This is a genomic window from Leucobacter chromiisoli (assembly GCF_016522505.1).
Classification (GTDB): Bacteria; Actinomycetota; Actinomycetes; order Actinomycetales; family Microbacteriaceae; genus Leucobacter; species Leucobacter chromiisoli.
In genome coordinates, this window is sequence record NZ_JAEHOH010000010.1 from 11,919 (window position 1) to 23,683 (window position 11,765).

Sequence of the window (11,765 nt, forward strand, 5' to 3'; positions counted from 1 at the left end):
CGCAGTTGCTCCTGGCAGACTGACGGGATGGCGGCGCAGACGTTCCGAACCTCGGGGGAGATCCCCGTCCACCTGGACCGCGCCTCCGAGGCGTCCCTGCCGGTGCAGCTCGCGGCCTCCCTGCGCGAGGCGATCGACGCCGAGACGCTGCGCCCCGGCGAGAGCGTGCCGGCTACGCGGGAGTTCGCGCGTCGGCTCGGAGTGGCGAGAGGCGTCGTCGTCGCGGCCTACGAGCAGCTCATCGCCGAGGGGTACCTCACCGCCGGGCACGGGAGGGGCACCGCGGTGAACCCCGAGCTCGGGCGGGGCGCAGGGCCGCGGCTCGGTGCCGGGCCCGACGGGGAGCCAGCCGGGGACGATGGCTCCGGTGACGGTGACGGTGACGGCGGTAACGGTGGTGGTGCCGGCGCAGCCGCCGCCGACACGGGGACCGCGAGCGTCGCTGCCGCGGAAGGGTCCGGCCCTCTCGACGCGGCTCAGCACCGCGGCCCGCTCGCGCCGGGCATGCCGATCATCGACGCCGTGGACCGCCCAGCCTGGCGCGCGGCCTGGCGCACCGCGGCCGCCCGGGCCCACCTCGCGGCCCCGGCCCTCGGGGCGCCCGAGCTGCGCATCGAGATCGCCGAGCACCTGCGCCGCATGCGCGGCACCGCGCGGCAGGCCGACGACGTGCTCGTCACCGCCGGCGCCCGCGAGGGGCTCGGCCTGCTGCTGACGGCGCTCGGCGCGACGCGGGGCCACCGGCTCGTCGTAGGGGTGGAGGATCCCGGATATCCGTCACTCCGGGGTGTGGCCGCCCGGCACGGTGCGCAGATCGTGGCGCTCCCCGTCGACGCCGACGGTCTCGACACGGCGGCGCTGCCCGAGGGGGTGCTGGATCTCGTGATCGTGACGCCGAGCCACCAGTATCCGCTCGGCGGGTCCCTCCCGCTCGCGCGGCGTCGCGAACTCATCGCGTGGGCGCGTCGCACCGGGGCCGTGATCGTCGAGGACGACTACGACTCCGAGCTCAGGCACGCCGGCAGCCCCCTTCCCGCGCTGGCGGCGCTCGACGACCCCGACAGCGGCGCGGTCGTCACCCTGGGCACGTTCTCGCGCACGATCACCCCGGCGCTCGCCGCCGGTTTCATGCTCGCCCCGACGGGCCTGCGGTCCCTCATCGAGCCCGTTCGCATGGAGCTCGGCGGCCCGGTCTCGGCGGTCGTGCAGGTCGCGCTGACCGAGTACCTCGCCAGCGGCGAGCTGCGGCGCCACATCGTGCGCATGCGGAGGCGGTACGCGGATCGGCGCGACCGGCTCTCGGAGACCCTCGCCGGCCTCCGCGGCGTGCGGGTGCGTCCGATGAGCGGAGGCCTGCACGCGGTCATCGAGTTCGGCGCCGGCGCCGAGGCAGCCTCGCGCGAAGCCGAGGCGATCCGGCTCGCGAACGCCGACGGTCTCGGCGCGGCCCCGCTCGGGGAGTACTGGCAGCGGCGCGTGCCCGGCAGCTCGGGGCTCGTGATCGGGATGGGCGGCCCCGACGATCGCGAGTTCGAGCGGGCGCTCGAACGGCTGCGGGAGATCCTCCGCGGCTGATGCCCGGTCGATCCTGCGCGAGGGGTTTCCCGCGACTGCGGGCCCGGGCATGCTGGGGACATGAGACTCTTCCTCTCCCTCCCGCTGCCGGCGACCGTCGCCGAGCATCTCGATTTGGCGGTCGGGGCCGTCGCGGACGCCGCAGCCTGGGGAGTCGGGGCGACCGACGGCCGACGCGGCGGGGCCGAGCGCGGTTCGGAATCGGGGAGCGGCCGCCCCGCAGTCCGGTGGACTCCGCGCGAGCAGCGGCACATCACGCTCGCCTTCCTCGGAGAGACCCCCGGCGGCGCGGTCGACGAGTTGACGCTCGAGCTGCGCCGCTCGCTCCTTCGACTGCCGGCGCCGGTCGTGCGCCTCCGCGGCGCGGGCGTGTTCTCCGGACGCACGCTGTGGGTGGGGGTGCAGGAGCAGCGCGGTCGCGCGCATGGCGAGCGCGGCGACCGGCTCACGGCTCTCATGGCCGTCTGCGAGGAGGCGGGGGCGCTCTTCGCGTCGCGCGGGGAGCTGCTCGCCGCCCGCGACCGCCGGAGGGCGCACGTCACCGTCGGTCGGGCTCGGGATCGCCGCCGCGGTGAGGGGATCCTGCAGCACTGCGCCGCGGCGCTCTCGGTCTACCAGGGCCCGGAGTGGACGGCGGACGAAGTGCTGCTCGTCCGGTCGGAGCTCGGCGCGGGGCGCGGGGGATCGGCGCTGCACGAGACCCTGGCGGAGATCCCGCTCTCCGGCGCGGCGGGCGAGGCGCGAGCGACGGGCGAGACCGGAGGCGACGGGCGAGGCAAGAGCGACGGGTGAGGCCGGCATCCGCGACGTCAGGCCCTGAACATCCGCACCATGCCGACGGCGAGCGCCGCGACCATCCCCACCATGCCGGGCACGACGAAGAGGCTGGAGTTTACTGGGAGGATCACGGAGACCAGGATGCCGCAGAAGATGGCGGCGCACGCGGCGTTCATCCAGACGATCAGCTGCTCGCCCGCGCGGTACATCCGCTGGGCGTTGTGCTCGGTGACCACTGCCGGGTAGTTGAAGATGCGCGGGTGGTGCGAGAGCCAGGTCAGGCCTCCCACGAGGGCCGCGAAGATCCCGAGGAGGAGGAACACGGACGAGCGCGGGCCCCAGGCGTCGGCTTGCCCCGAGATCCCGAAGTGAGTGGGGATCCTCTCGGGCAGCGTCGGATAGAGGAGGAGCGCGGCGAGGATCGTCGCCGCGCTGAGGGCCACCGTCACGCGCCGGATCCAGCGCGTGACCGCCCCGGTCTCGTAGGTGCGCGCCGGGCGCTGCATGTGACCGGACGCCGCGGTCGACCCGCGCGACCGCCCGTCGGATCGGGGATCGTCGCCTGGCTCTCGAGGGCCGTCGCCGGGCGCGGATCGGCCCGCCATCGGTCCGGGATCGGGGCGATCGGTCACGGTGCTTCTCCCCTCAGACGGTGAGACGGGTCCGTCTCGACGCGTGCCGGTCTGTTCGATCCACCCTAACGAACGGGTGTCGCCGACAGCCAATCCTCGCCGACCGGGCGAGCGCCGGGCCCGCGCCCGAGGATCAGGCCCGTGTGCGCAGCGGCCGCAGCTGCCGGCCCTGCTCGTCGAAGTTCGCCGGATCGAGCCACCGCTCGAGCCCCTCGCGCACCCGCGGCCAGTCGCGGTCGACGAGGGCGAACCAGGCCGTGTCGCGGTTGCGCCCCTTCGTCACGACGGCCTGGCGGAAGGTGCCCTCGTAGGCGAAGCCGAGCCGCTCGGCGGCGCGGCGGGAGGGCTCGTTGAGGCTGTCGCACTTCCACTCGTAGCGGCGGTAGCCGAGCCTGTCGAAGACGTAGCGCATCAGGAGGAACTGCGCCTCGGTCGACGCGGGGGTGCGCTGCAGGGCGGGGGAGAAGGCCACCCATCCGACCTCGATGGCGCCGTTCGCGGGGTCGTGGCGCAGCAGGGAGAACGTGCCGAGCGCGCGTCCGGAGGCGCGCTCGACGACGGCGTAGTGCCGGGGATCGCGGCTCCCGGCCGCGGCGATCGCCCACTCGCGGTACGAATCGAGGCTCGGGAACGGGCCCACCGGCATGTACGTCCAGTCGCGGCCGTCGGGCGCGGCGGCGAACGCGGCGAAGAGGTCTTCGGCGTGGCGATCGGGGTCGAGCCGCTCGAGATCGACGAGGCGACCGGTGATCACCGTCGCCTCCGGCAGCGACCGCCGCTCCCAGTCGGGCACCGGCGCTCCGATCGGCTGGCCGAACTCGTTGATCGAGGCCGCTTCTGCGCCGGCGTGCATGCGGCTCGCCTCCCGGTCGCTCACGGGGCTCGGCTCCCGGCCGCTCACGGCGACACCGGTGCGGCGTCGTAGGTGACCCAGCGGGTGCGCGTCGCCACGCGGTCGTAGAGCGCCTGCGCGCGGTCGTTGTCGCTCGCCGTGATCCACCGCACCACGGAACGGCCCTCCGCCGCCGCGATCTCGGTGAGCCGGCGGATCAGGGCGCCGGCCGCTCCTCGGCCCCGGGTCTCCGGGTCGGTGAACAGGTCGTCGAGCCAGATGCCCACCGTTCCGGTCGACGGCCGCGAGAAGCGGCGGTAGTGTGCGAGGGCCACGATGCGCCCGTCGGCCTCCGCGACCAGTGCCTCGCACTCGTGCGCGGAGTCCGTGATCCACCCCCAGACGCGCGAGACGACCTCCTCGGACTCCTGCAGCCGGTAGAAGTCGCGGTAGCCGCGGAAGAGCTCGCGCCAGCGTTCCTCGTCGGCTGTGGTGAGCGGGCGGACGTCGGGGGTGGAAGCTGCGGTCATCGGGATCCCTCCTGCGGTGGTGGCTCGGCGCGGCGCCCGCGCCGTCGAATTCATCCTGCTGGTGTTTCCGGATCTGAGACAATGCCGGAAAAGCAAATGCAGACAGGACCAGAAAGACCGGCATGCGGCACGCCTTCCCGATGAACCTGGTGCTCGACACCGAGCAGCGGCCCGGCCGTACCGCGCGCGAGCGCCTGACGGGGCAGTTGCGCGCGGCGCTGCTCTCCGGGCAGGCGGGGGCCCGCGACCCCCTCCCGTCGACCCGGAGCCTCGCCGCCGCCGTCGGCGTCTCGCGCGGCACCGTCGTCGCGGCCTACGAGGATCTCGCCGGCGAGGGCTACGTCGTGACCGTACCCGGATCCGGCACCTTCGTCGCCGACGACCTGCCCGGATCCCCGCGAATCGGATGGGACACCGCTGACGCGCCGCGCCCCGCCGCCGAACCGGGACCCCCGCGCGAGGGAGCCGGCTCCCGCCCGTCCCCCGCGGGAGAGCCGGCCGGCACCGGAGGCCCGGTGATCAACCTCTCGCCGGGCAGCCCCTCGACGCGGTTCCACGCCCACCGCGACTGGGCCGCGGCCTGGCGGAGCGCCGTGAGGGCCGAGCTGCCCTCGCTGCCACCGCCCGCGGCGGGCACGGAGGAGCTGCGATCCCTGATCGCCGAGCACCTGCGAGCGGCGAGGGGCGTGCGCTGCGACCCCGACGACGTCGTGGTCACCGCCGGCACGAGCGACGGCCTCGGCCTGCTCGTCCAGGGGCTCCGTCCGGAGGGGCCGACCGGCGCGCGCATCGCGACGGAGGATCCCGGCTACCCTGCGGCCCGCCGGGTGATCGCGCGGCTCGACGCGACGCCCGTGCCGATCCCCGTCAGCGATGGGGGCATGGACGCCGCCGCCCTCGCCGCGGCGCCGGGGCCGTTCGCGGCGGTGCTCCTGACGCCGAGCCACCAGTACCCGCTGGGCGGCAGGCTGCCCGTCGCGGCGCGTCTCGCCCTGCTCGCGTGGGCGCGCGACGCGGGTGCGATCGTCATCGAGGACGACTACGACAGCGACTTCCGGCACGGCGCGCCCTCGCTCCCGACGATCGCCTCGCTCGACGGAGAGCACCGCGTGGCGCTCGTCGGCAGCTACTCGAAGACCCTCTCGCCCTGGCTGCGCTGCGGCTACCTGGTCGTGCCGGACGCGTCGTTGCGCCGCCGGGTCCTCGACGTGCGCGCCGACCTCGGGCAACCGGTCTCCGGTCTCGTCCAGGCCGCCCTCGCGGAGTTCCTGCGCAGCGGCGGCCTGCGGCGCCACCTGATCCGCGTGGGCCGCGAGTACGCGCACCGGCGGGCGCTCGTCATCGACGCGACCGCCCACCTCGCGCCCCGCGTCGGGCTCGCCGCGATCGAGGGCGGCCTGCACGCCGCTCTCACGTGGACGCGGGGCCGGTCGGCGGAGCAGGTGATCGCGCGCCTCGCCGACCGCGGCATCAGGGTCGCCTCGCTCGAGGCCTACCGCCACCCCGTTCATGCCGAAGGCGCCGCACGACGACCGCAGGGCATCGTCTTCGGCTACGGCGCGCCCACCGACCTCCAGCTGCAGCGGGCGCTCGCGGAGATCGCCGCCGCGCTCGCCGACGGGGGCTCCGGCGCCGCCGTCCGCGCCGGAACCCGAGCGCGACGCCGGACGGGCGATACCCTGGAGGCGTGAGCGTCGACGATCTATCCCCGGGCATGCAGAACTACGTGAAGGTGATCTGGGGGCTGCAGGAGTGGTCAGACACCCCGGTGTCGAACTCCGCGATCGCCGAGGCCGCGGGGGTGCGGCTCTCCACCGTCTCGGACGCTCTGCGCAAGCTCTCCGACCAGGGGCTGATCGAACACGTGCGCTATGGCAGCGTGACGCTGACCGAGGTCGGGCGCGGGTACGCGGTGTCGATGATCCGGCGCCACCGCCTGCTCGAGACCTTCCTCGTGCAGATGCTGGGCTACGCCTGGGACGAGGTGCACGAGGAGGCCGACCGGCTCGAGCACGCCGTCTCCGACGGACTGATGGACCGCATCGACCGCGCGCTCGGATTCCCGACGAGGGATCCCCACGGCGATCCCATCCCGAGCGCCGAGGGGACGGTGCACCGCCCCGACGCGGTCGTGCTCACGGAGGCGCCGGCGCCCTGCCGCGCCCGGATCGAGCGGATCTCCGACGCCGACAACGAGATGCTGCAGTACTTCGCGTCGCGCGGGCTCGTCGTCGACGCCGAGCTCCACGTGCTGCCCGGGGAGCCCTACTCCGAGACCGTCACCGTGCGCGTGGACGGCGCGGACGACGCCGTGAGCCTGGGCGCGGCCGCCGCGGCCTCGATCTGGGCGTCGGTGCTGCCGGAGGCCGCATAGCTCAGCCGTCCGCCGCGGTGCCCATCGCCATGGCGACCGTGACGATCAGCGCCGCGCCCGTGCCCCACGCGCCGCGGGGCCCGCTCCAGTCTCACACGTCCGCGGCGAGGGCTCCGCAGGCGGCGAGAATCTTCGCCGAGTTCCGCAGTCGGGTGCGCCCCGATGCCGCTCGTAGGCGATACTAGAGGGAGGGGCACGAGCGGAGAGGAGAGCGGTGTTCGGCTTCAGGAAACGGCGCAGGCCGCGCCCGCCGCGGCGCCTGCCGAGACGCGTGCTCGCCCCCGTCGAGGAGATCGTCGAGCAGGGGCTGCTCGTGGCCGACGTCGCCGTGCGCATGAGCGTGAAGAACGCGATCATCATGAACGCGCTCAAGCGGCACGTGGACTACGACGAGCAGCGGGTCACCGAGATGGTGCAGGAGGCGACCGTCGACCTCGCCGAGGAACGAGAGCGGGACGCCCGTCACATCCAGCGCATGCGCAACGAGATCAGCAACACGGGACGCAGCTCGTGGAGCGAGTCGGACTACGGGAACGACGACAGCCGCACGCTCAGGCACCGTCAGGAGGTCTACGAGAACATCGCGGTCCAGCTGCGGGAGCGCGCGGCCGACGAGGCCTATCTCAAGACGACCGTCGAACGGGCGCGCGAGGCCGCATGGGCCGAGATCGGCGACTCGCTCGCTGAGCGCGCGACCCACCCCTACTACAGCGGCGGCGCCAGCGAGGAGTACCGGGAGGCGCGCGAGGGGCGGATCCAGCAGCTCATCGAGAAGGATCTCACCGAGCTCGTGCAGCAGCGGGCGGCAAAGCCCGGGAAGCTGCGGAAGGCGCGGAGCAGGAAGAACGGATCAGAGGGCGAGGGGCGCGGGTAGCCGTCAATCGGCATCCGTGTTCCGCAGCTCGGGGTGCCGGTCGAGGTACCCGGAGGCGAACCAGCAGGACGCCTCGATCCGGCGCCCCCGCACGACGGGATCGGTGAGCGCGTGCTGCACGAGCAGCCCCGAGAGACCCGTCCCGCGCAGATCCGGGGTCACCTCCGTGTGATCGAAGTCGATCGCGGCGTCGCCGAGCAGCGTGTAGTGGGCTTCGCCGAGCACCCGCCGCCCGTCGCCCCGATCTTGGACCACGGCGAAGCGCGAGCGCTCGGGCTCGTGCTCGATGCGGAATCCGTCTGCTGCGGCCTGTGCTTCATCGACGTATCTGGACATGGGCATCAGCCTAGGCCCCGGGCCCCGACGGGACCAGGGGCTTGCGGAATGGGCGGTTCAGACTCACGGGGAGGGGACGGGCTATCCTCGTCGAGGACGGGCACGCCGGAGGAGAGGAGAACGCCGCTGTGGAGAGGACCGCGTCTGCACGCCGCCCCGGCACGACGTCCGCGGCGCTCCGCGATGCCGGCTCCCGCTCCCGGGCCGCCTCCAGCCCCCTGCAGCGCTCCCGGGCCGCCGCCGCGCTCGTCGCCGCGGCGACGGTCGCGCTGTCGCTGGCGGCGTGCGCGCCCGACCCCGAGCCGGAACCGGAGGTGCTCTCGGTGACGGAGGCCGGTGGCGTGTACCTCGAGGCGGTCTGCCCGGTGAACGCGGCCTGGGACGAGGCCGATGTCGAGATCGACCGGCTGCGCATCGGCGTCGCGCGGGGGGAGGATTTCGACACCGCCCCCTTCGCGGAGGCGATGAGCGCGCTCGCCGACGCCAGCGGCGAAGCCGCCGAGCAGCTCGACGCCGGCGACATCGTGTGGCCGGAGGAGGCGAGGGACGAGATCGAGGAGGTCCGCGTCACACTGGTCGCCGATCGCAAGCAGGCTCTCGCGGTGGCGGAGCTCCCCGCCGAGGAGGCGGCCGGCTACATGTGGGACGGCGACGCCGCCCGCGACGCGGCGGTGGCGGCTCGCACGGTGCTCGGCCTGCCGGAGGACCCGGCGGCGGCGTGCGCCCGATGGGCCGAGCGGAGGGCTGCAGAGGACGGGGGCGGCGCCGGGAGCGATGGCGGCTCCGGGGAGCCGTCCGAGTAGAGCGTGCCGGGCGCGCGGCTCAGAAGCGGCCGCCCCCTCGGCTGCGGCGCGACCCGCTGCTGCGCGAGCTGCTGCTGCGGCGCGATCCGCTGCTGCGCGACCTGCTGCTGCGGCTGGAACCGCCGCCGCGCCGCGATCCACCGCCCCAGGATCCGCCCCACGAACCGCCTCGCGAGCCTCCGAAGCCGCCGCCCGAGTCACCGAGGATGCCGCCGAGGACGGCCGCGAGGTCGGGGCTGCCGCCCGACGAGCCGCGGTACCCGCCGTACCCGTCGGCACCGCCGAAACCCTCGACGTCGAGCTGGGCGGCGCTCAGCGCCTCCGCGGCGAGCCGATCGGCGCGCTGGGCCTCCCGGAGTGCGCTCTGCGGATCGCCGGCGCGCGCCGACTCGGCTCTGGACAGCGACGCCCTCGCCTCTGCGGCCCGGGTGCGCGCGGTCGAGCCGACGGCGCCGCGGCGGGAGGCGATGTAGCCCTCGGCCTGCAGCACCCGGTCGCCGGCCTGCGCGAGCGTCGCGTTCAGGAGCTGCCGCGCCCGTTCGGCGTCCCGGGCAGCCTGCACGACGCCGTCGATGTTCGCGTTCGCCGCCTCGAGCGCCTCCACGGCCCGGCTGGGGCGCCGGTCGGCGCCGCTCAAGTCGGCGCGGGCCCGCTCGATCCGCTCCTCGGTCTCCCGGACGGCGGCGGCGATCCTCCCGTCGGGATCGGGCACCGCGCTCGCCGCCGCGACGTCGCCCTGAATCTCGGAGATCAACTCGGTGCAGCGCTCCTCGACCCGGGCGAGCTGCTCCCCGTGCTTGCCGATCGCGCGTCCCAGGCCCTCAGCCTGACCCACCGCGGCCTCCGCCTCCCGAATCGCGACCGCCGCCTCGCCGGTGCGGCCACCCTCGAGCGAGGTCCGCGCCGCTGCGGCGCGGACCTGCGCGAATGACAGCAGTCCGTCGGCCTGTCCGGGGTTGGCGGAGACGGAGCTCAGCTCCTCGGCGGCGTAGTCCGCGCTCAGCCGGGACAGCTCGGCCAGTGCGGTCTCCGCGCCGCCCGCGGCGGCGGCCCGTCGCTGCTCCAGGGCCTCGAGCGCCGCCGGAGCATTGCGTTCGATGTCGCGCAGCCGCTCGAAGGGCTCGGACTGGGCGTCGAGGGTCGCGTCGACCGCCGCGCACAGCTCCAGGATCCGGGTGAGCCACTGCCGCCGCTGCTCCTCGGTGTCTGGCACCGCGTCGTCGAGCTGCTGTCGCAGACCGAAGGCCTCGATGAGCTGCGTCCGTGCGGCCTCGAGGGCTTCGGCGAACTCGGCCACCGCGGCCTCTCCGAACTGGGCGCCTGCGAACTGGAGCTCCTGCTCGCTCGTCGTGACGGCGTCGTCGGCGGCCACGAGCGCGGACCCGGAGCGCTGCTCGAGCTCTTCGAGCTCCTCGCGCCGCTCGCGCGAGGCCCGTCTGCCGCGAACCGCGCGGGAGATGCCGAAGGCCGCGCCCCCGACGCCCACGGCACCGGCGACGGAACCGACGACGATCGCCGTCGTGCGGCCTGCAGCGCCGTGCTCCGTCTCGACCTGCTCGGCGGCGGCCGAGATGGCCCCCGACCAGTCGCCGTCGCGCAGCTCGGGCAGGATGCGCTCTTCGATCGCGTCGAGCTGGCGATCGCTCAGCGGGCCGCCGTCGAGCGCCGAGATGAAGTACTGCCGGCCCTCCGTCGACACCGCGAGGAGGTACTGCGAGTCGCCGAGCCCGTTCAGCTCCGCGGTCTCGTTCGCCCACGAGACGCGATCGCCGGGATTCGTGAACTCGTCGACGAGCACCACGTAGAGGTCGATCCCCGTCTCGGCGAAGGTGGCGGCGAGCCGCGCGTTCGCGGCCCGCTCATCGGCCGCGCCGAGCACGTCAGCCTCGTCGGCGACGTAGGAGTCGCCGAGGGCGACGGGCTCGACCGCTCCGGCCGGCGCGCCGGCCAGGAGCACCCACGCCGCGCCCGCGGCTGCGGCCCCCGCGACGATCCATCTCGGGGCTCGGATTCGCGCGCTCTTCACACTCGGAGTGTATTCGGGTCGACCGTCGAGGTCCATCGGACTCCCCGGGGCGAGGGTGCGCGCGGTCGCCGGCGCTCGTCAGTCGAGCACCTCGATGGCGTGCCGCACCGCCGCGGCGAGACGCCTGACGGCCGGGGAGGGCTCTCTGCCGGCCCCCTCGCCGGGGGCCGCGATGAGGATCGACCGCGCGAAGGCCGGGTCGTCGATCGGCAGCAGCGCGACGCCGGGCTGCACGGACCCGCTCGCCAGCTTCGGGACGAGGCCGATGCTCATGCCCGCGGCGATCATGCCGAGCATGACGGAGAAGTCGTCGGTGCGGATCGAGACGTCGATCGTGCGACCCGCCTCGGCGAAGGCGTCCACGACCACCGAGTCCATGGGGTCGTTCCGGGTCGCGCCGAGCAGCCAGCGCTCCTGGCTGAGCGCCACCAGGGTCGCCCGGTCGATGCTCTCGCGGGAGGCGAGGGGGTGCGACTCGGGGACCGCGAGCTGCAGCGGATCCCTGAGCACCTCCGTGGTCGAGACGTCCGAGCGGAACGGCAGATCGTACCCCGGCACGGAGTAGACCAGCACGGCGTCGAGCTCGCGCTGATTGACGTGGGCGACGAGCGGTGCGACCTCCTCGAGGGTCGCGTCGAGCTCGATGCCCCACTCCGACACCTGCGCGGCGATCGACGGGAGCAGGCGCGCCGCGGCGGTGGGGAAGGTGCCGAATCGCAGTCGCACGTGCCCGGCCTCCGCGAGGCTGCGGACGTCGACGAGCGCCCGGTCGGCGAGGGTCAGGATCTCCGCGGCCCGCTCGAGCATCAGGGCGCCCGCGGGCGTCGGCGCGCTGCCCCGGGTGGACCGCTGCAGCAGCGGCGCGCCCACGAGGCGGTCGAGGTTGCGCAGATGGTAGTCGACGGTGGGCTGGCTCCACCCCAGCCGGCGCGCGGCTCTGGCGACGGATCCCTCGCTGCCCACGGCGCGCAGGGCCTCGAGCTGCCGCAGATCGATCATCCCGTCA

At 74.5% G+C, this 11,765-nt stretch carries 12 protein-coding genes; 6 read left to right on the forward strand and 6 right to left on the reverse strand.

Annotated features, from left to right (window positions below):
• The first annotated feature begins 27 nt into the window (after positions 1-27).
• Together pdxR (JD276_RS07800) and JD276_RS07805 are read left to right on the forward strand one after the other, a co-directional pair.
• Positions 28-1,575 (forward strand): MocR-like pyridoxine biosynthesis transcription factor PdxR, encoded by a 1,548-nt coding sequence (gene pdxR, locus JD276_RS07800; protein WP_200115087.1) that lies wholly within the window; start codon positions 28-30, stop codon positions 1,573-1,575.
• Between the two features lie 60 nt (positions 1,576-1,635).
• Entirely contained in the window at positions 1,636-2,367 is a 732-nt protein-coding gene (locus JD276_RS07805) for a 2'-5' RNA ligase family protein (protein WP_200115088.1), read from the forward strand.
• Between the two features lie 17 nt (positions 2,368-2,384).
• Here the strand turns inward: JD276_RS07805 and JD276_RS07810 are convergent, their stop codons facing one another.
• The 3 genes from JD276_RS07810 to JD276_RS07820 all read right to left on the reverse strand — a co-directional run bounded on the left by JD276_RS07810 (position 2,385) and on the right by JD276_RS07820 (position 4,346).
• Positions 2,385-2,984, reverse strand: a complete 600-nt coding sequence (locus JD276_RS07810) for a DUF1648 domain-containing protein (RefSeq protein ID WP_200115089.1) — start codon at positions 2,982-2,984, stop codon at positions 2,385-2,387.
• A 133-nt stretch (positions 2,985-3,117) separates the two neighbouring features.
• Positions 3,118-3,837 (reverse strand): GNAT family N-acetyltransferase, encoded by a 720-nt coding sequence (locus tag JD276_RS07815; protein ID WP_200115090.1) that lies wholly within the window; start codon positions 3,835-3,837, stop codon positions 3,118-3,120.
• 44 nt (positions 3,838-3,881) lie between these two features.
• Complete coding sequence (locus JD276_RS07820; RefSeq protein ID WP_200115091.1) at positions 3,882-4,346, reverse strand: GNAT family N-acetyltransferase; 465 nt, start codon at positions 4,344-4,346, stop codon at positions 3,882-3,884.
• A gap of 122 nt (positions 4,347-4,468) precedes the next feature.
• On the opposite strand from JD276_RS07820, the gene pdxR (JD276_RS07825) reads away from it, so the two are divergent.
• The 3 genes from pdxR (JD276_RS07825) (at position 4,469) to JD276_RS07835 (ending at position 7,594) form a co-directional block, all read left to right on the forward strand.
• On the forward strand, positions 4,469-6,037 hold the full coding sequence (gene pdxR, locus JD276_RS07825; protein ID WP_200115092.1) for a MocR-like pyridoxine biosynthesis transcription factor PdxR: 1,569 nt from the start codon (positions 4,469-4,471) through the stop codon (positions 6,035-6,037).
• On the forward strand, positions 6,034-6,720 hold the full coding sequence (locus JD276_RS07830; protein WP_307866500.1) for a metal-dependent transcriptional regulator: 687 nt from the start codon (positions 6,034-6,036) through the stop codon (positions 6,718-6,720). Before pdxR (JD276_RS07825) ends, JD276_RS07830 begins: the two co-directional genes overlap by 4 nt.
• A 214-nt stretch (positions 6,721-6,934) precedes the next feature.
• Entirely contained in the window at positions 6,935-7,594 is a 660-nt protein-coding gene (locus JD276_RS07835) for an asparagine synthase (RefSeq protein ID WP_200115093.1), read from the forward strand.
• A 3-nt stretch (positions 7,595-7,597) separates the two neighbouring features.
• On the opposite strand, the gene JD276_RS07840 is transcribed toward JD276_RS07835, so the two are convergent.
• Positions 7,598-7,930 (reverse strand): GNAT family N-acetyltransferase, encoded by a 333-nt coding sequence (locus JD276_RS07840; protein WP_200115094.1) that lies wholly within the window; start codon positions 7,928-7,930, stop codon positions 7,598-7,600.
• Positions 7,931-8,058: 128 nt separating this feature from the next.
• Here JD276_RS07840 and JD276_RS07845 point away from each other — a divergent pair, with 128 nt between their 5' ends.
• Entirely contained in the window at positions 8,059-8,733 is a 675-nt protein-coding gene (locus JD276_RS07845; RefSeq protein WP_200115095.1) for a hypothetical protein, read from the forward strand.
• A gap of 19 nt (positions 8,734-8,752) precedes the next feature.
• On the opposite strand, the gene JD276_RS07850 is transcribed toward JD276_RS07845, so the two are convergent.
• Together JD276_RS07850 and JD276_RS07855 are read right to left on the reverse strand one after the other, a co-directional pair.
• Positions 8,753-10,759 carry a TPM domain-containing protein gene (locus JD276_RS07850; protein ID WP_200115096.1) on the reverse strand — a complete coding sequence of 669 codons (2,007 nt, stop codon included), beginning with the start codon at positions 10,757-10,759 and terminating at the stop codon, positions 8,753-8,755.
• 78 nt (positions 10,760-10,837) lie between these two features.
• Positions 10,838-11,758 carry a LysR family transcriptional regulator gene (locus JD276_RS07855; protein ID WP_200115097.1) on the reverse strand — a complete coding sequence of 307 codons (921 nt, stop codon included), beginning with the start codon at positions 11,756-11,758 and terminating at the stop codon, positions 10,838-10,840.
• Positions 11,759-11,765: the final 7 nt, after the last annotated feature.